Annotated in this window: 19 protein-coding genes and 1 pseudogene; 15 read left to right on the top strand and 5 right to left on the bottom strand. The window is 53.8% G+C overall.

Annotated features, from left to right (window positions below; all coding sequences use genetic code 11):
* Positions 1-28: 28 nt before the first annotated feature.
* Together DFER_RS07030 and DFER_RS07025 are read left to right on the top strand one after the other, a co-directional pair.
* On the top strand, positions 29-1,264 hold the full coding sequence (locus tag DFER_RS07030) for a DUF4374 domain-containing protein (RefSeq protein ID WP_015810927.1): 1,236 nt from the start codon (positions 29-31) through the stop codon (positions 1,262-1,264).
* A 105-nt stretch (positions 1,265-1,369) separates the two neighbouring features.
* On the top strand, positions 1,370-2,248 hold the full coding sequence (locus tag DFER_RS07025) for a helix-turn-helix domain-containing protein (RefSeq protein WP_015810926.1): 879 nt from the start codon (positions 1,370-1,372) through the stop codon (positions 2,246-2,248).
* 117 nt (positions 2,249-2,365) lie between these two features.
* On the opposite strand, the gene DFER_RS07020 is transcribed toward DFER_RS07025, so the two are convergent.
* Positions 2,366-2,839 carry a Fic family protein gene (locus tag DFER_RS07020; RefSeq protein WP_050774650.1) on the bottom strand — a complete coding sequence of 158 codons (474 nt, stop codon included), beginning with the start codon at positions 2,837-2,839 and terminating at the stop codon, positions 2,366-2,368.
* Positions 2,840-2,915: 76 nt separating this feature from the next.
* A pseudogene (locus DFER_RS30490) lies at positions 2,916-3,083 on the bottom strand (Fic/DOC family N-terminal domain-containing protein); the annotation flags it as partial.
* A 279-nt stretch (positions 3,084-3,362) separates the two neighbouring features.
* On the opposite strand from DFER_RS30490, the gene DFER_RS07015 reads away from it, so the two are divergent.
* The 4 genes from DFER_RS07015 (at position 3,363) to DFER_RS07000 (ending at position 10,600) form a co-directional block, all read left to right on the top strand.
* On the top strand, positions 3,363-3,944 hold the full coding sequence (locus DFER_RS07015) for an RNA polymerase sigma factor (protein ID WP_041734783.1): 582 nt from the start codon (positions 3,363-3,365) through the stop codon (positions 3,942-3,944).
* A gap of 103 nt (positions 3,945-4,047) precedes the next feature.
* The gene (locus DFER_RS07010) at positions 4,048-5,034 is read left to right on the top strand and encodes a FecR family protein (RefSeq protein WP_015810923.1); all 987 of its coding nucleotides are present in this window, start codon (positions 4,048-4,050) and stop codon (positions 5,032-5,034) included.
* 311 nt (positions 5,035-5,345) lie between these two features.
* Positions 5,346-8,795: a TonB-dependent receptor gene (locus tag DFER_RS07005; RefSeq protein WP_222837308.1), complete on the top strand. Its 3,450-nt coding sequence runs from the start codon at positions 5,346-5,348 to the stop codon at positions 8,793-8,795.
* Between the two features lie 20 nt (positions 8,796-8,815).
* A complete protein-coding gene (locus tag DFER_RS07000) occupies positions 8,816-10,600 on the top strand; it encodes a RagB/SusD family nutrient uptake outer membrane protein (RefSeq protein ID WP_015810921.1) in 1,785 nt (594 codons plus the stop codon).
* 298 nt (positions 10,601-10,898) lie between these two features.
* Here DFER_RS07000 and rsgA read toward each other — a convergent pair whose 3' ends face one another.
* Positions 10,899-11,963, bottom strand: a complete 1,065-nt coding sequence (rsgA, locus tag DFER_RS06995) for a ribosome small subunit-dependent GTPase A (RefSeq protein ID WP_015810920.1) — start codon at positions 11,961-11,963, stop codon at positions 10,899-10,901.
* Between the two features lie 339 nt (positions 11,964-12,302).
* Between rsgA and DFER_RS06990 the strand changes: the two genes are divergently transcribed.
* The gene (locus tag DFER_RS06990; protein WP_015810919.1) at positions 12,303-13,376 is read left to right on the top strand and encodes an NAD(P)H-dependent flavin oxidoreductase; all 1,074 of its coding nucleotides are present in this window, start codon (positions 12,303-12,305) and stop codon (positions 13,374-13,376) included.
* Between the two features lie 117 nt (positions 13,377-13,493).
* Here the strand turns inward: DFER_RS06990 and DFER_RS30060 are convergent, their stop codons facing one another.
* Positions 13,494-13,643 carry a hypothetical protein gene (locus DFER_RS30060; RefSeq protein WP_015810918.1) on the bottom strand — a complete coding sequence of 50 codons (150 nt, stop codon included), beginning with the start codon at positions 13,641-13,643 and terminating at the stop codon, positions 13,494-13,496.
* Between the two features lie 336 nt (positions 13,644-13,979).
* Positions 13,980-14,336 carry a winged helix-turn-helix transcriptional regulator gene (locus DFER_RS06985; protein WP_015810917.1) on the bottom strand — a complete coding sequence of 119 codons (357 nt, stop codon included), beginning with the start codon at positions 14,334-14,336 and terminating at the stop codon, positions 13,980-13,982.
* 189 nt (positions 14,337-14,525) lie between these two features.
* Between DFER_RS06985 and DFER_RS06980 the strand changes: the two genes are divergently transcribed.
* The 8 genes from DFER_RS06980 (at position 14,526) to DFER_RS06945 (ending at position 25,738) form a co-directional block, all read left to right on the top strand.
* A complete protein-coding gene (locus tag DFER_RS06980) occupies positions 14,526-15,113 on the top strand; it encodes an RNA polymerase sigma factor (protein ID WP_015810916.1) in 588 nt (195 codons plus the stop codon).
* A gap of 54 nt (positions 15,114-15,167) precedes the next feature.
* Positions 15,168-16,265, top strand: a complete 1,098-nt coding sequence (locus DFER_RS06975; protein WP_015810915.1) for a FecR family protein — start codon at positions 15,168-15,170, stop codon at positions 16,263-16,265.
* A 120-nt stretch (positions 16,266-16,385) separates the two neighbouring features.
* Positions 16,386-19,883, top strand: a complete 3,498-nt coding sequence (locus DFER_RS06970; RefSeq protein ID WP_015810914.1) for a SusC/RagA family TonB-linked outer membrane protein — start codon at positions 16,386-16,388, stop codon at positions 19,881-19,883.
* Positions 19,884-19,892: 9 nt separating this feature from the next.
* Positions 19,893-21,419 (top strand): SusD/RagB family nutrient-binding outer membrane lipoprotein, encoded by a 1,527-nt coding sequence (locus tag DFER_RS06965; RefSeq protein WP_015810913.1) that lies wholly within the window; start codon positions 19,893-19,895, stop codon positions 21,417-21,419.
* A 23-nt stretch (positions 21,420-21,442) separates the two neighbouring features.
* A complete protein-coding gene (locus DFER_RS06960; protein ID WP_015810912.1) occupies positions 21,443-22,210 on the top strand; it encodes an HpcH/HpaI aldolase family protein in 768 nt (255 codons plus the stop codon).
* Between the two features lie 12 nt (positions 22,211-22,222).
* The gene (locus DFER_RS06955; protein ID WP_015810911.1) at positions 22,223-23,689 is read left to right on the top strand and encodes a GntP family permease; all 1,467 of its coding nucleotides are present in this window, start codon (positions 22,223-22,225) and stop codon (positions 23,687-23,689) included.
* Between the two features lie 30 nt (positions 23,690-23,719).
* On the top strand, positions 23,720-24,574 hold the full coding sequence (locus DFER_RS06950; protein WP_015810910.1) for an NAD(P)-dependent oxidoreductase: 855 nt from the start codon (positions 23,720-23,722) through the stop codon (positions 24,572-24,574).
* A 36-nt stretch (positions 24,575-24,610) separates the two neighbouring features.
* A complete protein-coding gene (locus DFER_RS06945; protein ID WP_015810909.1) occupies positions 24,611-25,738 on the top strand; it encodes a mannonate dehydratase in 1,128 nt (375 codons plus the stop codon).
* The last annotated feature ends 82 nt before the right edge of the window (positions 25,739-25,820 follow it).

Raw genomic sequence — 25,820 nt, 5'->3', positions numbered from 1 at the left:
TAATTAATAATTCAATAAAAGTAAGCAAATGAAAAAGTCATATTTGAAATGGTTTTTCGTGGTAGGTATGGGCGCGTTCCTTGGAGCGTGCAGTGACGACGATAACAATACAACCCCCACGCCGGAGCCCGGCAATGGAACACAGTCGCGCTACGTGGTGGCATCCGCGCCGATCGGCTCGCAGGGGGTGGCCGATTACCTCCTCACCACCAGCGACCTCAGCCAGGGAACGATCAGCACGGTAGGGCAGGGCATCGAGCAGGATGGCTCATACCGCTATTACCTGACCCATAAAGGCAAGTTTTTCAGTCTGTTGTACGGCCAGGGCAACCCCGGCGCGGTTACCACTTATGCATTGGATGAAAAAGGCGCATTGGTGAAAACATCGGATTTTCAGAGTGAAACCGTTCAGGTATTCGCGCCTGCCGGCGATGACATCCTGACGATCAAAGTGCCGAGAAGCGGTAATGAAAGCGCTTCGTGGTTCCGGATCAATGCGGATCAGTCCAAAATCGTGGGTGAAGGACAAACGAATATCGTAAAACTCGCGGGCAACGGCGAGCGTGCGCATTTTACGTGGGCAACGCAGGTAGGCGACAAAGTTTTCGCTCCCTACATGTGCATCAAAGGAGCCGCTCCCGACGTATTCGGCACGGCATATCCCGACAGCAGCTGGATCGCGGTGTTCAATTACCCGGCTATGACGCTTGAAAAAGTCATCAAAGACAACCGCACCAGTTACATTGGTGCCTATTTCAACAACGGCCTGGCAGTGGACGAAAACGGCGACGTGTACGGCTTCTCGCCCGCAGCGGCTACCAACAGCGGTACGCTCACTTCCACCAAGCCATCGGCATTCGTTCGCATCAAAAAAGGAACGACCGAGTTTGACCAAAGCTATTTCTTCAACGTGCAGGAAAAATCGGGCGGGTACAAAATCGCCAACCAGACCTACCTCGGCAGCGGCAAGTTCCTGCTTTATATGTACGGCGACCAGGGCAAAGCATCCGGCGCGAAGAAACTCGCTATCGCAGATGCCTACAACCAGACATTTACATGGGTGACAGGCGTGCCCGACGTGATCGCGTCGTCATCCGCATCGTATAACAACAACACGATCAGCGACGATAAGAAGAGCGTTTTCGTGGGGATCAACACCGAGGCCGGCAGCTGGGTGTACACGGTGGATATTGCCACTGCTACGGCCAAGCAAGGTCTGAAAGTGGAAGGCGGAGCTATTACCGCCATTGTTAAAGTCAAATAGTTTGGGTTTTACAAGTGCTACAAACCCCGCCGCTCCTCATGGACGGCGGGGATTTGTGTTTAAAAAGCCGATATTTGCCGGCGGAGCCAGAAAGCAGTGAGCGATATGGAATATACAGGTAACAGGGCAAACGAAAGACCGCACGAGCCGCAGCGCAGCGAGTTCCCGCTGCACGACCTGGGCGATGATTTTTTTGCCATAACCACCATCGAAGACGGCGACGAGCACTTTTTCAACGGTGTGCACCGCCATGATTTTTACGAAGTCCTCTGGTTTACCGACGTAGAGCCCGGCCAGGCACATTACATTGATTTCAACCAATATCCCATTGCACGCAACGACCTATTCCTGTTGCTGCCCGACCAGGTCCACAGCATGGACCAGCGCGAAAAACGGGGCTTTGTGATGGCTATTTCAAAAGACTTCTTCGAAAGGTTTATCGGAAGCGACATTTTCAAACTATTCAGATACTCGGCCAACTTCACCGTCACCATCCCCGACAGCCGGCTGCCGGTGATGAACGCATTAATGACCCTCATCCGCACCGAATACGAGGACGGCAAACGCCCGGCCATCCTGGAATCCTACCTTCGGAGCTGGTTCCTGCATTGTTTCGATCTCCAAAAAGAAGCCGGCGACGCCGCCCCGCGTGACGCGCGCCTGCAAATGTTGCTCGAATCCATCGAGCTCAATTACCGGCGACAGCGCAAGGCGGATTTTTACGCCAACGAACTATCCCTCAGCGCAAAACGCCTCAACGAACTCACCCGCGGCTCGTTCGGTAAAACCATCAGCCAGATCATCAACGATCGCCTGGTGCTCGAAGCCAAGCGCGAAATCGGCTACCTACGCAAGCCCATCAAAGAAATCAGCTACGAGCTCGGCTTTTCGGAGCCATCGTATTTCACAAGGTTTTTCGGGAAGCAAACCGGCCTCGCGCCGGAGGATTTCAGGAAGAAGATCGCGGCGCTTTATGAGGGGTGATGTGTATAGAAAATGCCGCTTTTCTATATATGTTTTTTGGATATGTATAGAAAACGGCACTTTTCTATACATGTTTTTGCGATATGTATAGAAAATGCCGATTTTCTATACATATCATCAAGTCTGTGGAAAGCTGTTAACGTTACCCAGGTGGTCGTACAAATCCAGGTTAATATAATCCCTCCCGAATTTCTGCTTGTGAAGTATCCCGATTCGCGCCAGCTGATCAAGATAACGTGCTGCCGTAATCCTGGATATCTCCAAATCGGCCATTATAAAATCAATTTTCGTGTAAGGGTGCTTGAAAATGTTGTTCAGTAAATCCTGGCTGTAAATATTCGGAAGCTCGCTGCGCACCTTTTGTTTGTGCTTCAACATTAATGCCTTGATGCCTTGAATTTGCTGAATGGTCTGTAAAGAAGTTTTCTCAACTCCATCGAGCATATAAAGCACCCATTCTTCCCACGCATTGTCTGTGCGCACCTTTTGTAGCAACCGGTAGTAATCTGCCTTGTATTGATTGATGTACCGACTTAAATACAATACAGGAATATTTAGCAAGCCCTCTTTTACGAGATAAAGAATATTCAAAATCCGTCGCGCCGAATGTGTCAAATTGGTATAGCTCGTCTTGTGTAGTTATGATGTTTTCGATCGCGGAACTATCCTTCGCCTCCTGTAATGACAGCGTGTTGATGAGTATTGTCTCATTCGGAATGCCCGCAACTGATCCTTTAAGCTCCGCGAGTGCACTACGGGCCGCAGTAACTTTTTTTAAAACCGCCCTGGTTTCCAGTTCGATTTCTAATGGAAGCGGCGAAACTTTGTAAGGCATACAAGGTAGAAAAGCTTAATTACCAGAGACGTGTCATCACAAATATATCAGAATATCAATATTCACCCCACCCGCAACCCAAAATCAATCCGCTCGCTTACAACGATTAATTTGTAGGTCCATTGATGCGCATCGGCATGTTGATGAATGAACAATTCGAGGGTGTTCACAAGGTTGCTGGCGGGATATATTTATTATAATTTATATCATTAAATTGTAAACACCTTCCGCTTTTCCGAAATATTCCCTGCATGTCTTACACTTTTACCTGCATTTCCCGTGAACCATCCATACAGCAGCTACACCGAACAGACCCTGATGACGCTGATTTGCGAGCAGGATGAGGAGTTGGCTTTCAGGGAGTTGTACCGCAGGCATGTGCGGCTGCTCGTGCATACCGCTATCCGCAAAACGGGCAGGAAAGCCATCGCGGAGGACCTTGTGCAGGAAACTTTTGTGAAGTTCTGGCTCGGGCGGCACAAGTTTGATATCCAGAAAAATATCCAGGCCTACCTCAATGGCACGCTTCGCCATTGCATTATCAATTACTACCACCAGGAGCAGCGCAAACAGATCTCGACGCTCGAAGAAGATGATTTCGTGCCCGATAATGTTACCGCCGAAGACCTCGATTTCAATACCCTCAACGAGTTTTACGAACAGTCGCTGCTCAAACTGCCCGAGAAATGCCGGGAGGTTTTCTCGCTCAGCCGCAAAGGTTACAGCCTCAAAGAAATCGCCGGTCAGATGGAAATTTCGGAGAAAACGGTGGAAGCCCACATCAGTAAAGCGCTCAAAATCCTCCGCGTGGAAATGAAAGATTACATCGCGCTGGCCGTCCTTATGCTGCCCGTCATTTGACACATCCAATTTTTTGAAAAAAAATTCCTATTGGAGTAAGGGATACGCCCGCTTTTCCGGGACTGTACTGTTAGTTGATTAATAAGTGTAAAAATTACACCTAATGGAAAAGCCCCCGTTACCTCCTGAAATCTTTAGAAAGTACCTGGCCAACAAATGCACAGACGAAGAACGCCGTTTGGTAAACAAATGGTACCAGCAGCTGGACCAGCCCGCCGATGAGGCATTCACGGATGCCGACGAGGCCAGGCTGTTCAATCGCATCAAATCGTACCTCTCGGAGCTGCGCCGGAACGATGAGCCGGCGGAGCCGGTGTCCAGTTTGTGGCATTATGTGGGCCGCGTGGCCGCGGTATTCGTGCTTGGGCTGGGTATTCTTTATTTTTTATATCAAAAACCTGAAAGGATAGTGGAGCAACGTCGGGGCGCCACTGTGGGCTGGGTTACTTTCACGAATACCAAAGCCAGGATTGTGCCTTATGTATTGCCGGACAGCTCGGTAATATGGCTCCACCCGCGGGCCGAGGTGCGGTGGGCAGAGCCTTTCGCCGCCCGCAACGTGCATTTCTCCGGCGAAGGTTTCTTTGACGTGAAGCGCGATCCCGAGCGTCCGTTCGTCATCCATTCGGGCGATTTGCAGACGCGCGTGCTCGGTACAAGCTTCAACGTGCGGGCCATTCCGGGCGAGGCAACGGTGAAAGTGTCGGTAGCGACGGGCAGGGTAGAAGTGAGCGACGCCGCCAAGCGCACGAGCGTAGTGCTCAAACCCGAGCAAGAAGCGGTTTTTGAGCCCAAAAGCAAACATCTGGCCGTTCAGGCGGTGCAGGAAAAGGAATCCGACAAGGAAATATGGCAAGCGGCATCGCTGGTGTTCAACGAAACGCCGATGACGGAGGTGGCGGAGCGCTTAATGCAGACTTTCCAGGTGAAAATCAGCTTTGCAAACGACGGCCTGGCCGACTGCCGCCTTAAAGTAGACTTCACCAACCAACGCCTCCCCGAAATCCTCGACATGATTGATACCCTCTTAGGAAGCACCTACCGCATCGACGGCGACAGCATTACGCTGAAAGGGCAAGGGTGCCGATAACAAGACCCCATAACGGGTCAAGTAATGACAACACCTGATAACACCTGGCCCTAAAAACGTCAATACATTACAGACAACCCAAATTAATCCCCTAATCACCATCATGAAAACATAACCCGTCCCCACCAGCAACTTTTAGCCATAAAAAATCAGGAGTGGTTGCGACACCCCTGATCGAGACCGGCTAAAATATCCCGGAACGTGCGGTTCACAGGCTCGCCCGAAGGCAGGCTTGGCAGGATAACTATTGTCTGAATTTCAACCCAGTCAAATGTAAAATTATGAAAAAACCTTTTCATCCATGGCATAGATTGCTACTCCATATCATGCGCCTGACTTTTTACCAGTTACTGTTGATCAGCCTGTGCTCGGTGGTGGCGGTGGCGAGCCATTCGCCGGCCCAGGAGCTGCTGAACCGCGACGTGACGCTGGACCTCAAAAACGTAACGCTGAATGAAGCCCTCACCCGTCTTGAACAAGGCGCAAAGGTGAAATTCGCGTACAGCAGCGGTTTGGTGAACCTGCAAAAGACCGTCAGCGTGGAAGCGCGGCAGGAAAAGCTCTTCGCCGTACTCGACCGCCTGCTGCTGCCGCTGGACATCAACTACCGCGTGCGCAACAACCAGATATTGCTCTCCCGCGCGCCGAAGAAAACCAGTGAATTGCCTGCTGCCCATGCGACCGAAATGCTCGCTGCCGCCGACCGGACCGTGAAGGGCACCGTAACCTCGCCCGAAACCAACGAACCGCTGCCAGGCGTGAGCATTATCCTGAAAGGCACCCAGCGCGGCACCACCACCGACGCCGCCGGCAAGTTCCAGCTCGATGTGCCGGACGAGAACGCGACGCTCATCTTTTCGTTCGTCGGCTATCTCTCGCAGGAAGTGGTCGTCGGAAACCGCACCGATATCAGCATTGCTTTGCAGCTGGATACCAAGGCATTGGACGAAATTGTGGTGGTGGGCTACGGCACGCAGAAAAAATCGACGCTTACGGGCTCCATTGCGGCCGTGAAAGGCAGTGAAATTGCCGAAAACCCGGTCCCGAACATTTCCAACTCCATTGCCGGACGCGTGGCCGGCGTAAGTATGCGCCCGAATGGCGGCCAGCCGGGCAATGATTCGCCCGAAATCCATATCCGGGGCATTGGTACCACGGGCAATAACAAGCCGCTGGTGGTCGTGGACGGCGTAATCCGCGACAATATCAACCAGATCGACCCCAGCTCCATTGAAACCGTGACGGTGCTGAAAGATGCGGCGGCCGTTGCACCCTACGGACTGGGCGGCGCGAACGGCGTATTGCTTATCACGACGAAGAAAGGGGCCAGCGGCGCACCAACGTTAACTTTCGGCGCATATTATGGTTCTCAAACGCCCACTTATTATCCAAAACTGCTGAGCGCCCAGGACTACATGCGGCTGAAAAACGAAGCCTACCGCAATGAAAATCCAACGGGAACGCAACTGCCTTTCGCGACCGATCTGGTGGAAAACTACGTGAACCTGAACCGCGAAGACCCGGACAAATATCCGATCAGCAACACGAAAGACCTCGTGAATATGAATGCCCCAATGCAGAACTACACATTGCAGCTCAGCGGCGGGTCGGAGCGGATCAAATACCAGACGGGTTTCGGGTTTCTGAAACAGAACGGGATGTTCGATCCGGTGAAATACATGCGTTACAGCTACAACATGAACCTCACTGCCGAAGCGACCAAAACCACGACGGTTTCGCTGTCACTGATCGGCTCCGTGGAGCGGGTATCGTCGGTGGATACAGCGGTGTCGGCCGGAAATCTGTTCCGTAACGGGTTCAAATACATTCCGATACGTGCATTGTATTACAGCAACGGTTTATGGGGCGAATTTGCAGGCAACTCGCCGGTAGGGGTTTTGAATGCAGGTTATACCAAAAATTCCAACAATACTTTGCTCACGACCATCGGCATCGAGCAGAAGCTGCCGTTTATCAAAGGGCTCAGCATCAAAGGCACATTCAGCTACGACCCGAGCCAGCGCACGAAGAAGGGTTATCACAAACCGTTTTATTACTACACCCAGGACCTGACCACGACGCCCTACACCTACAAACGCGAGATTTCGACCGCGGAGGGCGGTGCAGCGGCATTTTCCTGGCTGGCGCAGCAGTTTATCAAAACCCAGACATTTACTTACCAGGGTTATCTCAATTACCACAACACTTTCGGCAAGCACGATTTCACGGGGCTCATCGTGGCCGAGGCGCGGAACAACACCTATGAGCTGTTTTCGGCCCGGCGCAACAACTTCGCCGTGGACGTGGACGAGCTGAATATGGGTAGTTCCAACAAAAACGATTTCGACAATGGCGGCACGTCGTCCACGGGCAGTCAGATCGGCTACGTGTACCGCGTGGGCTATGCATATGCCGGCAAATATCTGCTCGAAGCCTCGGGACGGTACGACGGCCATTATTATTTCGCGCCCGGCAAGCGCTGGGGGTATTTCCCGGCATTCTCGGCGGGCTGGGTGATTTCGGAAGAGAATTTTCTCAAAAACGGCTTCAACTGGGTGGATAACCTGAAACTGCGGGGCTCGTGGGGGAAATCGGGTAACCTGGCGGGAACGGCATTCCAGTACCTGACGGGCTACAACCTCAATGGCAATGCGTACGCATTCGGCCCGGGATCGATGGTGCAGGGCGCCGTGGTGCCCAACGAAGCGAACAAGAACATTACCTGGGAGATTTCTACCAAAACCGATATCGGTCTGGAAGCATCACTCTGGCGCGGTTTGCTGACGATCGAAGCCGATTACTTCCATGAAAAACGCACCGGAATGCTGCTGCCGCCGGCTGTGAGCGTGCCGGTAGAGTATGGTCTTGCATTGGCCGACGAGAATGGCGGGATCATGGAAAACAATGGCGTCGAGCTCAGCCTCGGCACGCAGTACCGCTTTCAGAATGACCTTCGACTGGGTATTAACGGCAATGTGAGTTATGCCAAAAACAAGATGATCAAGGTGTTTGAAACGGCTGCAACCCGCAATAATCCCAACCGCAGCCGCACAGGCCGGGCATTGGGCACGCAATTCGGCTACAAAACCGACGGCCTGTTCACGACCGACGACGACAAGAACGACGACGGACTGATTAACTCCGCCGACGGCTACAACGTAACGCAGTTTGGTGCATTACGCCCGGGCGACATTCGCTATGTGGATGTGAGCGGCCCGCAGGGTGTGCCCGATGGCAAAATTGATTCGAATGACGAGGTGATGATCGGAAAACCGGTGTACCCGCTGTTAACCTATGGTTTGAACGCCACCGCCGATTGGAAAGGCTTCGACCTGAACCTGTTCTTCCAGGGCTCGTCGCTGGCCAGCCTCGACATCCGCCAGTTCCAGACCATTCCGTTCAATAACAACAACAGCAATTCGAGCTACGAATATTACGACAACCGCTGGACACCCGAAACGCAGGATGCGCGCTACCCGCGTGCCACCCAGGCGCCCTATGCGAACAACACCCAGCTGTCGGATTTCTGGATGACGAGCACTGCGCATTTGCGCCTCAAAAACGCCATCGTCGGCTACACATTGCCCAAAAGCATTACCCAGGCCATTCGCATCCAGAATGTACGTGTGTATGCCTCCGGCCAGAACCTGCTGACATTCAGCAAGCTGAAATTCATGGACCCGGAAGTGGGCTACACCGATCGCGAAACCGCCTATCCGAACCAGCGGGTTTACGTATTTGGGCTTAATGTGACATTCTGATCTCGAAAAACTTTGAAACAATGAAAAGAATTAAACATACCATTTCCCTCGCAGTGCTGGCCCTGGGCCTTTTTACGACCGGCTGTAATGAGGATTTTCTCGAAAACGACATCAAAAGCCGACTGACAGATGATATGCAATGGTCGTCGGAAGGCAATGCGGACCTGTTTTTGAACGACATTTACGCAGTGCTTTCCAACAAATGGAACTCGCCCGATAACCTCGACAACTTCACGGACGACAACGACGCGGGCTTCTACTGGAAATCCTACTCGTGGCGCCAGGGCATCGTGGACCCGGCCGTGAACAACGGTACGCCCATGGACCATGCCAATGGCAATGCGACCGATTACGCGTCGTGGGCGGCCGGTTTCCTCAAAATCCGCAAATGCAACCTGTTTATCCAGAAGGTCACCGAAAACGCGGCGAACTTCTCGGAGGCTTATCGCAAAAAGCGTATCGACGAGGTCCGGTTCATGCGGGCCTACTATTACAGCGAGCTGTTTATGCACCTGGGCGGCCTGCCGATCATCACCGAGGTGCTCGACCGCAATACCATGAGCGAGGAGGAGCTCTACCGCCCGCGGGCTACATTCGAGGAGACATTTAACTTCATAATCAAAGAGTTAGGTGAAATTGTGGCCAACAAAGCATTGCCGGTTAAATACAATAATGGCGATGCCGACGCCGGGCGTGCTACCCTCGGCGCTGCGCTGGCGCTCAAAGGCTGGCTCGAACTGTACGCGGCCAGCCCGGCCTTCAATGCAGCAACACCCGCCGCCGGCACGGATCCGAACAAGCTCGTCGGCTTTGGCAACTTCGACCCAAAACGCTGGGCTACCGCCGCTGCGACCAACAAGCAGTTTATGGACACGTTTGGCGGTACTTATGCCTTGTTTCCGGACATCAATGCATTCTGGTGGGAGAAAAACGAGTACAACTCGGAGGTGATCTGGGACCGGCAGGTGGTTGCGGTGATCATGGGCTCGAACTACGAGCAATATGGCGGCCCGGTGTGGATTGACGGCGTGTACTACACCTGGGGCAACTACTGTCCCACGCAGGAGCTCGTCGACCAGTTTGCAATGGCCAACGGCAAGCCCATTTCCGATCCCGCATCCGGTTATGACCCGCAAAATCCCTACGTAAACCGTGAAAAGCGTTTCTACGACTTCATCGTGTACGACGGCGCGCCCTACAAGCAGGATTGGATGGCCAAAACCGATACCATTTACACGCGGATCGACAAAGTACGGCCATCGAAAAATCAGATCGATTTCGGTACGGACGACGTGGGAAATACGGGTTATTATTTCAAAAAGAAAATCAACCCATTAAAGCCGCGCGGGGGCGCTGCCAGCGGGCAAAACTATGTATACTACCGTTACGCCGAAGTGCTGCTCAACTACGCCGAAGCCCAAAACGAGGCTGCCGGGCCCGATGCGTCGGTGTATTCGGCGGTGAACGCGATCCGCAAGCGCTCCAATCTGCCTGAACTTCCCGCCGGCCTCACGAAGGAAACCATGCGCCAGGCCATCCGCCGCGAGCGCCGCGTGGAGCTATGCTTCGAGGCCAAGCGGTTTTACGACATTGTCCGCTGGGTAATTGCTGAAGACGTGATGAACAAGGATTTCCACGGCATGAAAATCACGAACACTTCGCCGAACGATAATAAGGGCAAATGGGTGTACGAGGTCGTGGGACTGAACCATCCGCATGTTTTTACGAAGAAAATGTATATGAACCCGGTGCCGCAACCGGTTGTGGATCAGAATAAAAAGATCATTCAGAATCCAGGTTATTAAACCAATGCTTTATCCCCGGAGCGCCTCTCGCTCCGGGGTTTTTTGTATTCGCACGGTTTTTGTAAAATACCGTTTAATCGGTCCTTGGGGCAAAATTCATTAGAGAACGGCGTTTAAAGGCCTTTTAGTGGAGTCCGGGTTTCCGGACATGATTTCATTGTAGTTTGAGTAAAGAGAGGGGCGGCATGTTCCTCTTTTTCTTTTTGTAAAAAACAGGGCGCGCCCGTAACCGAACATCGGCCCGGACGCGCCTGTTGCACGCGCCTGTTGCACGCGCTTGTTGCACACGCCAGCTACACTAGTATTTTCGCTGTTTCCGGTATTGCACCACCTGCTTGGCCATTTTCCCGAATTGTCGCTCAGCACGCTTCTTTTCAATCGAGTCGCCCTGATAATGCGCTTGTTCCCGACTGATTTTGAGGTAACTGTCGTAAACCTCGCGTGGAAGCTCGCCGCTTTGTACGGCGGCCGTTATCGCGCAGCCGGGCTCATGGAGATGCGTGCAATCGTGAAACCGGCAATCAGCCGCCAATGCTGCCAGCAGAGGATGGTAATGCATGCCCTGATCATCGGCATCGAGCGTCACGCCAAATTCCCTCATGCCCGGCGAATCGATCAGCATCGCGCCCGACGGCAGCATGACCAGGTTCCGCGACACCGTCGTGTGCCTTCCCTTGTGATTAAAATCGCTCACCGAGCCCTCTTCCTGCAACCGGTACCCGAGCAATGCATTCACCAGCGTGCTTTTACCCACACCCGATGAACCGATGAGCACATACGTTTGCCCGGGCAGCAGCTGTTCGTTCGCCCACTGCTGCAAGCCCTCGCGGCCCGTAGCACTTAGCAGGAGTACCGGACATTCGTAGCCCAATGCGGTCACTTGTTGCCGGTAATATTCGGGATCGGCCACGAGATCCTGTTTGTTCAGCAGCACCACCGGCCGGATGTTGCATTGCATAATCTGCACAATGTAGCGCTGCAAGCGCATCGGATTAAAGTCGCGGTCGAGCCCCTGCACGATGAACGCGGTGTCGATATTGGTCGCAATCACCTGCTTTTCGGTCGTGCGGCCGGGCATTTTGCGGCTCAGCTCATTCGCCCGCGGCAGCACGGAGATGATAATACCTTCATTATCATAGTTTTTGAATGCGACCCAGTCGCCGACTTTGGGTAGTTCCCAATGATTAGCGCCGTTCATCAGGGCACCCGAAAGCAATGCGTCAACCTGCCCGGATGCCGAAACGAGCCTATGCCGGAATCCCTCGATGGCAGTAACGCGCCCCGGTTCGAGGCCTTGTGACTGGAAAGTATGGAAATGTTGTTCAAAATGGGGGTTCCACCCGTATGAAGTTAAAGATGTCATGATTGTAAAGTCTGAGCTATGGGCAGCACATCGCCTGTCCGCGCGCATAGCGTGGGAAAAAATAGATCAAAGCAGTAGCTGGTCGCGGGTCCCGGAGAGATAGTAGTTCGGAAGACCGGCGTCAGGCTGCAATGTCAGCAGAGGGGCGATATGTAGTTTCAGATCTTGACATACTGGGGGCAAAGGTAAATAATTAATGCAAGAGATCCTGCAATGCACCATCTCGCAGGAACACCGGTAGCGAACCGGGGCAAAAATGTACCGTATTTCACGCCGCATCGATCGTTTTCTCTGTTTAATTTGCGCGGCGGGTTTCACTTACCGCCCGCCGCGCGAATTATGTGGAATCAAACCAGGGTTTCCCGCACGCTGGGAATCGAATATCCGATATTGCAAGGCCCATTCGGAGGGAATTTATCGTCTGTTAAACTCGTCTCGACTGTCTCGAATTTGGGCGGAATGGGCGGATACGGCGCTTACATGCTCACGCCCAATGAGATCGTGGCATTGGATAAGGAGCTGAAAGAGGCCACTGCAAAACCCTATAACATCAACCTCTGGGTGTCCGACAGCGATCAAACCTCCGGCGAAGTTTCCGAAGAGGCTTATGAGAAAGCTGCTGCGCTGGTGAAGCCGTTTTTCGACGAGCTCGGCGCGCCGCTGCCTGCCAAGCCGAAAGCCTACCCGTCGCGTTTCGAAAATCAGGTGGAAGCATTGCTCGCGACGCGGCCGCCGGTTTTCAGCTTTATTTTTGGTGTGCCTTCACAAACCATTCTGGACGATTTTCGCAAAAAAGGCATTAAACTTATCGGCAATGCAACCACCCTCGACGAGGCCATCGCGCTTGAAAATGCGGGCGTGGATGTCATCATCGCCTCCGGTTTCGAAGCCGGCGGGCATAGGCCCTCGTTCCTCGAATCGGCCGAAGCTTCGCTCACAGGCACATTTGTACTCGTGCAGCAAATCCGCGAAAAGGTGAAAACGCCCGTCGTGGCCGCCGGAGGCATTGCCGATGCCCGCGGAATGGCCGCCGCATTGACCCTCGGAGCGGAAGGAGTGCAGATCGGTACCGCGTTCCTTGCCACCGAAGAGTCGGGCGCCAGCGAATACCACCGCAACCTGCTGCATTCCGACGCGGCCCGGTACACGACATTGACGAAAGTATCGACAGGGCGCCTGGGCCGCGGTATCCGAAGCCGCTTCACCGAAACGTTGGCCGGTCGCAACGACGAACTCCTGCCATTTCCATTACAAAACCAGTTTATCGTACCGCTCCGCAAAGCCGCGACCGAAAAGCAGCAATATGACCTGATCATGTTCTGGGGAGGACAAATCGCGCCCAACTTGAAGCACACAAGCGCAAAAAAGCTTTTTGAAACAATCGTAGAGGAAGTGCCAGTCTTTTTGAGATAAACAAAATTCCGGCCGGTTAGCGACGCGCAACCGGCCGGAAGCATATATTGTTCCGCTGAATCCATCAGGTTGTTCCGATCGCCTGTCAATAGGTTTCCAGAATAGGAAGGATCATGGTTATTGATGTACCGTTCTCACGGCAGCACTCTTGCTGGAAGAAGACTTTTGAGATTTCAGAAATTCACTGAATGCCTTCTGTTCTTTGTCGGACAGCTTTTTGTCCAGAAAAACAAAGTCCTTTTCGTCCATTTTTTTGAAATCAATCATAAGCTTGTTTGTCTATATTTATCTCAAATAATGCCTGATCAGTGTCAATGCTTCGCGGGTATCGATAAACATGCGGTTCTCACACACGCCCCAACTGCCTCGCCGGTGACCGTGTGTTGAACGGAACCGGTTAAATGTTGTGTGTTCCAGGCGATGTGCCGAGGCAGGTTTGAATGCATTACCGAATGTAGGAATCCGGTAAGGGGGCACAGAATGCAATGATCAAACAGCGCCAACCCATGATCAAACGGCGCCCAAAGCTCCCCGGCGCACTCACAATTTCCGAAGTGGATGTTAACAATTGTTAAGGGGCGGGAGGGGGCGCCTTTGTGGGGGCTATTCGGGGAATTCCATTTCGGTTTCCGAGAAGTGGCAGAGGCCGTCGAGCAGTTCGCTGAGCTTGGAGCCGGTTTCCGATAGAGAGTATTCCACGCGGCTTGGGACTTCGCGGAAATTGTCGTTGCGGATGATCAGCTTGTGCTGTTCGAGCAGCCGCAGGCGGTCCGCTAAAATGTTGTCGCTAATGTGTTTAAGGTCTTCTTTAAGCGTCGAAAATCGGTTATTGCCTTCTTCAATGCTGAACATTACTTCCGTGAGCCACCGTTTGCTAAGCAGATTGATCAGTTCGTTCAATGTACATTTTTCTTCCAGGAACGTCTGGTTGTAGTAATTCGTCGAGGTAAGTTTTCTCATAGGTCCGGCTCATTTTTATAGGAGCTACTCACAATTTACGCAGATAATGATCGCGTGTCAAGATCGTTCAAGCCGGCGACGCAGCTCGTTTAAGAAAACATTCTGTATTATTTTGATAAAAAAGATGAAAATAATGGGGTATATAATCTAAAACTGAGTCTCATCTAGAAAAGTGACAGCCACCAAAAGATGAGACCACGCATTACTCCCGATGAAGCTCAGAAACTTTGGAACGACTACCAGTCGGGTGATATGTACGCGCTGGCGAACATCATGCAGGGCTACTACGCCGACCTGTTCCATTGGGGATTGCGGCTGCACGGCGAGCGCGAGTTTGTGAAGGACTGCATTCAGGACATGTTTGTGAACCTGTGGCGGATGCAGCAGTCGTCGGGCGCGGAAGTGAAAGGGCCCGCGGGAGTGGTCACCAATGTCCGTTCTTATCTGCTGGTTTCGCTCAAAACGCGGATTCTGCGGGAGTTATCAAAAAAGCATGTGACGCACCAATCCATGCTTTCGGATGAATACTCGTTTTCCGTGGAGTTTTCGTCCGATCTCCGGCTGATTGACGAGGAGCATGAAATTTACCAGGTGAGAAAGCTGGAAGGAATACTGAATAGTCTCTCCGGCCGGCAGAAGGAGCTGATTTACCTCCGGTTTTACCAAAGCCTGAGCTTCGAACAGATCGCCGAGGTGATGAACCTGAGCAGGCAGTCGGTTTACAATCTTTTGCAAAAATCGCTGGGGAGCCTGCGAAAGCACTACCACGTGAGCTGAAAACCCTTGCGCAGTCCCGCGTATAGCCTATAACGTCATACAACCGAAACCAGCATGAAGCCCTACGAATTGTATACCGTGGAAGATTTTCTCGAAGACGAGCACTTCCGCGAATGGGTGCAGGGCCGGGGCACGCAGGAAGTGTTCTGGCTTGCTTTCAGGGAACGATACCCGGCCCAGCAGGAGGCTTTCCGGCAGGCCGAGCATATTATCCGTGCAGCCCATGTAGAGGATAGCCGGATTTCGGAGCGCGAGATTCGTGCTGAGGTGGAGCGGTTTATCGGGCAGAGTGGCGCGCAGGAAGGCGATCTGGAATTCAGCTTTCCCGATGATGACGACGATGCCGGCCGTAGCATTTTCTGGAAACGCTGGCTCATTGCCGCAGCCGCCGTGCTCGTGCTGGGAGCGGGAATCGGCTGGCATTATTATCAGACCAATCACACCGCACCCGGCATCGCCACTGCGGATACAAGCCCGCCGAACCTGGTAACGACCCGGAATGATACCGATAAGACTTTGAAAATCAGTTTAAATGACGGTTCGGAAGTGATATTGAGTGAAAACAGCAGCCTGCGGTATCCCTCGGAGTTTGAGGACGGTGCCCGCGTGGTTTACCTCACCGGCGAGGCGCTTTTTTCGGTGAAAAAGCAGGGCCAGACTTTCATGGTACACACCGGCAAGGTGGTTACCAAGGTGCTGGGCACCCGTTTCGTCGTGAGCGCGTTCGACGATGATCGGGAGATCAGGGTACAGGTGCAAACGGGCAAAGTATCGGTGTATGTCGATAAACCCTCGGAGAAAGAGGTTAAAGGGTTGATTATCACAGCAAATCAGGCGGCTGTTTTTGAGAAAAGTGCCAACCAGCTTTCTAAAACCGTCGTCGAGAATCCGGAAAGGCTGCCTGACGGCCCCGTCGAAAGCATATTGAAGTACGATGAAGTGCCGCTGCCGGTTATCCTGCGGGATATTGAAAAACTGTACGGAATTCCTGTCCAGTTCGATGCCGACAGCTTCTGGACCTGCAAAATTACGGTGGCTTTCTCCGACGAAAGCATGTACGACAAATTGAGCATTCTCTGCAAAACCGTTTCCGCCGGCTACGAGGTTGTCGACGGACAGATCATCGTCAGCGGACAGGGTTGCAGTAAATGAAAAATGGCAGTGGTTCACACTGCCATCAAGGTTGGATTACGAGCGGCCACTCGCCAAAGTTACACGCTCGGAATCTGCGAGTTCCCGGTTAAAAGAACCTTTTAAACCCTGATCAAAAGTATGAAAAAACGCATTACCAGAAAATTCTGGCTGAAACTTATGAGGTTTTCAATCACACAGAGTTTGGTCATGGCTTTGCTCGCGGGTGTGGCGTATGCGCACACGAGCATTGCGCAGGAATACCTGAACCGGCGTTTGACGGTCCAGGCGGAGAACCGCGAGATTAAGCGAGTGCTGGCGCATATCGAAAAGGAAACGGACGTACAGTTTGTTTACAGTTCCAATGTCCTAGACGTGTCGCGGAAAGTCACTATCAAGGCACCGAACACGACTTTGGAAGAAGTGTTGGCGAAGCTGCTCAAACCTTTGAAAATCAAATATGAACTATCCGGGAAGAAGATCATCCTGTCGTCCGGCGACTGGCAGGGAAACGGTAATGGCCTGCTGCTTCCGGAAGATAATGCACCCGGGCTTTCGCCTAAAAAGAAACTGTCGGGCAAGGTAACCGACGAAAAAGGCGGCGCATTGCCGGGGGTGAATATCATGGTGAAAGGCACCCAGCGCGGCACGACCACCAATACCGAAGGCGCCTTCGAGATCGACTTGGAGGATGGTGACGGGGCGCTGCTTTTCAGTTTTGTCGGTTATCAATCCAAAGAGGTGATCCTGGGAAACCAGACGAGCCTCGTGGTGTCGCTCGTACCCGAGAGCAAGGCGTTGGAGGAAGTGGTGGTAACGGCTTTGGGTATAAAAAAAGCGGCCAAAAGCCTCGGGTATGCCACCGCCAGCGTGCTTACCGAGGAAATGACCGTGAACCGCACGGCTAATTTTATGAATGCATTGCAGGGGAAAATGGCGGGCGTGAACATTACTTCGCTCGGCTCCGGGCCGGCCGGAACGAGCAAGATCCGCATTCGCGGGCAGTCTTCTTTTGGCGGAAACAACTCGCCGCTGATCGTCGTGAACGGCGTGCCGATCGACAACAGCAACTTCGGTGCACGCGGCGACGCGGCCGATAAGGGCTCCAACCGCACTTCCGACAGCGGCGACGGGCTGAGCAGCATTAATCCCGACAATATCGAATCAATGACCGTGCTCAAAGGTGCCGCGGCATCGGCGCTGTACGGATCGCGCGCGAAAGACGGCGTGATTATGATCACCACCAAAACCCGCGGTGCGGGCGTGGGCATCGGCATTGAGTTTAATTCCAATTTTACCACCGAAACGCCGCTCGACTATACCGATTACCAATATGAATACGGCCAGGGCGAAAACGGCAAGCGGCCCACCACGCCTAACCCGACTTCGGGGCAATGGAGCTTTGGCGAGCGGTTCGAGCCGGGAATGACCCAGGTGCTTTTCGATGGTGTGGAAGTGCCTTATGTGCCGCAGCGCAACCAGATCACCGATTATTACCGCCGTGGGAGTACTTTTACGAACACGATTACGGTGTCTTCCGGCGGCGAATTCGGCGGTTTCAGCCTGTCGCTGTCCAACCTCGACAACAAGACGATCCTGCCGGGCTCGGGTTACCATCGCAAGACGGTGAACCTGGGTTTTACCCAAACTATGGCCAAAAAGCTGACCGTTTCGGGTAATATTAATTATTCCAATGAGGACCGCAAGAATCCGCCGAACATTGCCGAACAGGATTACAGTCCGGTGGTGCTGTACAACATGGCGAACTCAATGCCGCTCGATCTGCTGGAAAAATATGCGAACGACGCCAATGGAAATGAGTACGTATGGTCGCGCTTCACCAACCGAACCAATCCTTATTTCGCATTGAAACGCTTCGAAAACGTGGAAAAGGACCGTGTTTTCGGGAACCTGTCGGTGCGGTACAATTTCACCGACTGGCTGTATGCGCAGGTGCGGGTAGGGCAGGACTATTTCTCCCGCGAGCAGGATTATAACCTGCCTACCGGGAGCCAGCGCCAGGCCGCAGCCCCTCAGGGCTTTGTGAATGGGCAATATGTGCAGGATACCCGCTCGGTACGCGAGCTGAATACCGATTTCCTGATCTCGGCCAATAAAACGTTTGGCCGCATTGGCTTGAATATCAATGCGGGCGGTAACCAGATGTACCGCAAGCTGAGCCGCCACAATGTATTCGTCCAGGATTTTTATGTGCGCGATCTCTACACAATCGGTAACGGCCGGCAGCGCGATGCTACTTATGAGATTTCCAAACGGCAGGTAAACTCGCTGTACGGCGCGGCGGAAATTTCCTATAACGACTTTCTGTTTTTGAACGGTACGATCCGGAATGACTGGTTTTCGACACTTTCAGCGGCGAACCGGAGCATTATGTATCCGTCAGTCACAGCCAGTTTCGTTTTCTCGCAGGCATTTACTGCCTCGCTTCCGGCTTGGATTTCGTTTGGTAAAGTCCGCGTAGCCTATGCCGAAGTAGGCAGCGACACGGATGTTCAGCCTTACGCCAACAATTTGTTTTACAATATCAACCCACAACAATTTCCCAACCCGAACGGCGCCGGCCAGCCACTGGCGACGATCAACGGCTCCACGGTGCCTAATGCGAACCTTCGCCCGATGCGTGTTTCCGAGAAAGAGGTGGGATTGGAGCTGAAACTGTTTGAAAACAGGCTGGGACTGGATTTTACGTATTACGACAAGCTGTCGTCCGATCAGATCCTGCAAGCGCAGACTTCCGACGCGTCAGGCTATCTCACGCAGCTGATCAATGTCGGTAAGGGCCGCAACCGGGGCCTGGAAATGATGGTGAATGTGTCGCCATACCAAACCAAAAACTTTGTCTGGAACCTGAATTTCAATGCGGCGTACAATGTCACCAAGACGCTCGACCTCGGCGGGAATGTAAGCGACGCGATGATCACCGTCGGCACGGGCGACTTCACCGGCGAGCTCAGGCAGGTGGTGGGTAAGCCAATGGGCCAGCTGTTCGGGTTTGGCTACCTCCGCGATGAGCAGGGACGGCAGGTATTCGATGCCGGCAATGGCCGCCCGCTGCGTACACCCACGCAAATCGCGTTCGGAAGTGCATTGCCGAAATGGGTAGGGGGCATTACCAATAGTTTTAATTACAAAAACTTCTCTGCCTCGGTGCTGGTCGACTTCAAACTCGGCCATAAGATGATCTCGGGCACAAATCACAATGCCTGGCGCCACGGGTTGCTCAAAGAAACGCTGCCTGGCCGCGCCGAAGGCTTCGTGATCGGTGATGGCGTGAACCCGAACGGCGAAGTGAACCAGACAAAGTCGGTTGTGCAGGCTTATTACGAAACGGTCCGTTCGCAGAATATCGCGGAGCAGTTTGTGTACAATGCGGGTTTGTGGCAACTGCGGCAGATCACGTTCGGCTACGATTTCGCGCGGTTTTTGCCTAAAAACATTCCGTTTATCAAAGGCGCGCGGCTGAGCATTGTGTCTAACAACGTGGCGGTCCTCAAAAAATGGGTACCGACCATCCACCCCGATCAGTTCGGTTTCCCGTCCGACAACCTCATCGGCCTCGAAGCGACCGGCTTGCCCATTACCCGCAGCACGGGTTTCAACCTCAACCTGAAATTCTAAGCATCGACTATGAAAAAGGTCCTACAAATAATGATCAGCGGAATCTGCATGGCGGCAACGCATTCCTGCGACAGCGGTTTTGATAAAATGAATATCAATCCCATTGCCCTCACGGCCGTGAATCCTGCCTATCAGCTCAATACCACCATCGTAAACAGCGCGCCGGTGTACGGCAACCTCAGCTATGAAACGACGATCGTGAAGCAGATGATCACGCCATTCAGCGGGCAAGGGTCGGCGGCGAATTTTAACCAGGACAACCGGGGCGTTACGTCCGGCAATTGGAACACCTATTACCGGACGATCATTAAAGAGCTGGCCGACGTGGTGGCGAAGACCAAAGACGATGCCGCCCGCACCAATTTGTACAACATGGCGCGCATTTGGAAAGCTTACGCATTTATGGTCCTCACCGACACCTACGGCAACATTCCCTACACCGAGGCAGGCGCGGGCTTCCTCACCGGCACCACCACACCGGCTTATGACAACCAGGAGGCCATTTACAACGACATTCTGACCGAACTCGATGCTGCTTCCAACGGCCTGGATGCCTCCAAAGCGGCGGTGTCGAGCGATGTGCTCTATGGCGGCGACGTGGATAAGTGGAAGCGGCTGGGCAACTCGCTGCTGCTGCGCGCGGCCATGCGGCTTGTGAAGATCAATCCCGCGAAGGCGGAAGAATATGTGGCTAAGGCAGTGGCGGGCGGGCTCATGCAGTCCAACCAGGATAATGCGGTGATCCGGCACACGGCGAGTTTCAGCAACCCGGTGGGCAGCTCGCTGAATGGCGGCCAGTCGGCATTTTATTATCTGGACGATGAATTCGTGACTTACCTGGCCGCTAATAACGACCCGCGGCTCGCGTCTATCGCAGTGCGTTACGTGGGCGCCCAAAGCGGTGCTGACCAGGTGGAAGCAAAAGCCAACCGTTCGGTAGCGGTGCAGATCGGAATGCCGCAGGGATATGATAATACGACCATCAGTGCCGATGTAGCGGCGAAGAAACTCGCGAGTTTGTGGGATTACAGCCAGCTCGACCGGACGCGCATGGCTGCATTAACAGCGCCGAGCTTCCTGGTAACTTACGCGCAAACCCAATTCCTGCTGGCGGAAGCGGTGGTCCGCAAATGGGCCACCGGCGACGCCGCGGCGCTGTACAGCGAGGGAATCAGGGCGCATATGCAGCAATTTGCCATGTACGGCGCCAGCACGGCGATCGGCGACGCGGCGGTGAATGCCTACGTGGCCGCCCACCCGCTCCATGCGGGCAAAGAGCTGGAAGAGATCAATACGCAATATTGGGTGGCGTCGTTCCTGATTGGCCCCGAGGCATTTGCCAATTTCCGCCGCAGCGGCTTCCCGGTATTGAAACCCAACCCATACCCCGGCAGCGACCTCAAAACCGAGCCGTTTATCCGCCGGCTCACCTACACCGACGCTGAACTGAATGTGAACCAGGATAATGTCCAGAAGGCCATTTCCGCACAAGGCCCCGACCTGCTCGACACGCGCGTGTGGTGGGATAAGAAATAGCATTGTATCAACTGATTTTTGGAATGAAAAACCTGAAAAAAAGACTGCAAAACGGGGAAACCCTGCATGGCTGCTGGCTCAATACCGGCAGCTCCCTCACCGCGGAGATCGTTGGAATGGCCGGTTTCGACTGGGTGCTCATCGACCTCGAACACGGGGCCGGTACCGAAAAGGACGTGCTTTACCAGTTGCAAGCGCTCGAACACACGGCCACGGCGGCGATCGTGCGTGTGGAAAGTTCGGAAAGCCAGCGCATTCACCGCGTGCTCGATATGGGTGCGGAGGGGGTAATGTGTCCCAAAATCGTGAATCCCGAGGGGGTGCAAAAGCTCGTGCAAGGGCTGCATTACCCGCCGTTTGGCGGCCGTGGAGTGGCCAAAATGGTGCGTGCGACAGGTTTTGGTCAGCATTTTCAGGAATATTATGACAACAGCCGGGCCAATATCCTGGGCATCGCGCAGATCGAAACGGTGGAAGTGCTCAACCACCTCGACGCCGTAGCGAATACGGATGGCGTAGATGTCCTATTCATCGGCCCGGCCGACCTGTCGATGGAGCTCGGCATCTTCGGGCAGTTTGATCATCCTACGTTCCGTGACGCCGTCCGTGCCACGTGCGAGGCCGCCCGGAAAGCGGGAAAGGCGGTAGGTATCCTGTTTTTCAACACCAATGAATACCAGGCCTATCACGAGCTGGGCATCCGGTTCATCGCCTGCGGCTCCGATGCCACCTTTGTTGCAGAAGGTGCCCGCACCATGGCCAAAAAGCTGAACGAACTCCGTCCATCCTAAACCTGACTTTTCATGACTTTAATGACTGTGTTATTCAGCGACCCGCTCTTCATCCTCCTCATCGGTGTCATTATCGTGGTGGGAGGCATTATTTTCCTGCAACTACATCCATTCCTCGCGCTCATCCTCGCCGCATTTATAGTGGCATTGCTCACGCCTGCGGCATCCATCGAGGCGTTTGCCATCGCGAAAGGCTCGTCGCCGGAAGCCGCAGCCGCATTGGCAAAAAAGAGCATTGGCGAGCGCATTGCCACGGAATTCGGCAGCACGTGCGGTAAAATCGGCATTCTGATCGCCATGGCGGCCATTATCGGTAAGGCTATGCTCGAAAGCGGCGCGGCCGAGCGGATCGTGCGGTCGATGCTGGGGGTGACTGGGGTAAACAACGCGCCATTTGCATTCCTCGTGAGCAGTTTCTTCCTGGGCGTGCCGGTGTTTTTCGACATTGTGATTTTCCTCATGATCCCGCTTGCCAAAGCAGTGAGCATGCGCATCGGCAAAAATTACCTCCTGCTCGTGCTCGCCATCACCGGCGGTGCGGCCATGGCCAATTCGTTCGTTCCGCCGGCGCCCGGGCCGTTGTTCCTCATCGGCGAAATGAACATCCCTATCGGCATGATGATGGCCGGCGGCACATTGCTCGGGCTGATCACGATCACTGCCGGATTCCTGTTTGCCAAATGGGCCAATGCCAAATGGCCCGTCGAGCTCCGCGATTCGCTCGAAGCACGGCTGGAGGACATCCGTTCACTTGCCGAACGCGATGATAAAGAGCTGCCGCCGCTGTGGTTTTCGCTGCTGCCGGTCACTTTTCCGCTGGTATTCATTTGTTTGGACAATATTGTAAGGTCGATGATCAAATCGGGCGCATTCGTGCCGGAATCTTCCCTAGCACATTTTCTGGTGGACTTTGTGGCATTGGTTGGGGACAAAAACATCGCGCTCGTGGCCGGTGGGCTCATTGCGTTGGTGCTGTTGGCGGTCAGGAAAAAAGGTAGCAAGGATGGCATTTCTGCCTTTGTACAGGCTGCGCTCATGAGCGGGGGAGGCATTATCCTCATTACGGCGTCGGGTGGGGCATTTGGCGGGGTTTTACAACAAACCGGGATCAGTGCACGCATCGCGGCACTTACTGCCGACTATCAGATGACCCTCATTCCGCTCGCATTCGTCATCAGCGCAGTGGTACGCACCGCGCAGGGCTCAGCTACGGTGGCGCTTATCACCGCTTCCGGCATTTTGTCGGGAATGGCTACCAGCGCCCATTTGGAATACCACCCGCTGTACCTCGGCCTGGCGATCGGCTGCGGCTCGAAGCTCGTGCCCTGGATGAACGACGCCGGCTTCTGGATCATCGTCAAAATCAGCAACCTTACTGAAAAAGAGGCGCTCAAAACCTTCTCCCCAATGCTCGTGGTGATGGGCTGCGTGGGCCTGGTGGTGCTGATGATTGCGGCGCGGCTGTTTCCATTGGTTTAATTTATTCAAAAACAGATAGTTAGGTTTGATATGGAGAAAATAGGTTTTATAGGGCTGGGAATCATGGGAAAACCGATGGCGCTCAACCTGCTGAAAGCGGGTTATCCGGTGGGCGTGCTCGCCACGAGCCAGGCATCGGCCATTTTGAATGACGCCGGAGCGAAAATATGGCCGGATGCAGCCGCCCTTGCATCGGCCAGCGACATCATCATTACCATGCTGCCGGATTCGCCGCAGGTGGAGGAGGTCGTGAACAGCGGCGTACTAAGCGGCGTTCGTGCGGGCAGCCTTTTTATTGATATGTCCACCATTGCACCGCTCGTCGCCCGCAACCTTTTCGACGCCATGCGGGAGCGCGGCGTGGAGGCGCTGGACGCGCCGGTGTCGGGCGGACAGGTAGGCGCGGAGGGTGCTGCATTGTCCATTATGGTAGGCGGCAGCGCGGCTGCATTCGGGAGAGCGCTGCCCGTGTTTCAGGCCATGGGCAAAAACATTGTGCATATCGGCGAGCCCGGTGCGGGACAAACTACCAAAGCATGCAATCAGATGATCGTAGGGCAGACGATCCAGGCGGTTGCAGAGGCATTTACATTGGCTCAAAAAGCGGGCGTGGATTTGGTCAAAATGCGGGAAGTACTGCTAGGCGGTTTCGCGCAAAGCCGCATTCTCGACCTTCACGGCCAGCGGATCATCGACCAGAATTTCAAGCCCGGTTTTAAAATCAAATTACACCAGAAAGACATCGGCATTGCCCTCAAAACCGGCCGCGAACTCCAAGTCACACTGCCCGGAACCGAAACCGTGGCACGGCAAATGGAAGCCGCCATGCAGCAGGGCAACGGCGAACTGGACCATAGTGCCCTGTTTCTCAACCTCGGGCATTAGCAGTTTCTGATTATTCCACCTTAACCGATTCAAATCATGAAAAGACATCAGTTTATGAAGGTGCTCGCCACCGGCTCGGTAGGAGCGGCGGTAATAGGCGAAAACGACGCCCGCGCGGCAGTCCCCGCAACCCCCGCCGAACCCAAGAAGGTTTTGATGAAAGTGGGATGCCAGTCGGGCGGTACATCGGTCGAAAACCTCGAATTCAAGGCGAGGCACGGCGTTTTTAACATTGACGGCGGCGCGCCGAAGATTATCGAAGGCAAAGGCTGGGACCTCGACGACTCAATGCGGAAGCGGGAGGCGTGCGAAAAATACGGCATCAGCCTCGACGCCTACCACTGGCCGCTGGCATCGTCGGGGATCGATAAGGCCATATTTCCCAATGTAATGCTCGGCAAGAGCCCTCAGCGCGACCGGGAGATCGAACAATTGCAGCAAATGATCATGGTCGCCGGGAAAACGGGCGTGCCGCTTTTGAACTACAATACAACCATTCTTCCCGTGCTGCGCACCGGCCGCACGGTGGATCCGAAGCGCGGCAATGCGACATACAGTACCTGGAACTACGAAGAGGCATCGAAAAGGAACGACCCGAAAACGATCGCGGGTGACGTGAATATCGATATGATGTTCGAGCGCATTACCTACCTGCTCGACCGCTGCCTGCCCGTTGCAAAGGAATACAAGGTGAAGCTCGGCAACCACATCGCCGATCCGCCGACGCCCGTCGGTTACCGAGGCATTACGCGGTGGAACAGTCCGGAAGTGTTTGCGGGCATCAAGCGTTTCGCGCAGCTGTACGACAGCCCGTGGCATGGTTTCAACTTCTGCATCGGCTCCATTGCCGAAGGTTTGAAGGACCCCAAAACTGAAATTTTGCCGATTATCAAATGGGTAGGCGACCGGAAACAGATCTTTAATATCCATTTACGCAATATCAAAGGCGGCTGGAACAATTTTCAGGAAGTTTACCCCGACAATGGCGATATGAATTTCCTGCAAGTTGTCCGCGCGCTCCGCGACGTCGGTTTCGACGGCATGGTCATGCCCGACCACGTCCCCCACCACGAAGCCCCCGGTTCCACAAACGAAGCATTCGCATTCACGTACGGGTATATCAAAGGCCTCATCCAGGCGGCATCGGACGAGGTGAGGACGTGAGGGGGGGGATTTTGAATGAGTGAATGAGTGAATGGGTGAATGAGTGAATGGGGGGAATTTTGAATGATTGAATGACTGAATG

The sequence above is a fragment of the Dyadobacter fermentans DSM 18053 genome (genome assembly GCF_000023125.1).
Lineage (GTDB): Bacteria > Bacteroidota > Bacteroidia > Cytophagales > Spirosomataceae > Dyadobacter > Dyadobacter fermentans.
Note: the sequence above shows the minus strand (reverse complement) of the source record. Positions and strands in the feature narration are given on the sequence as shown.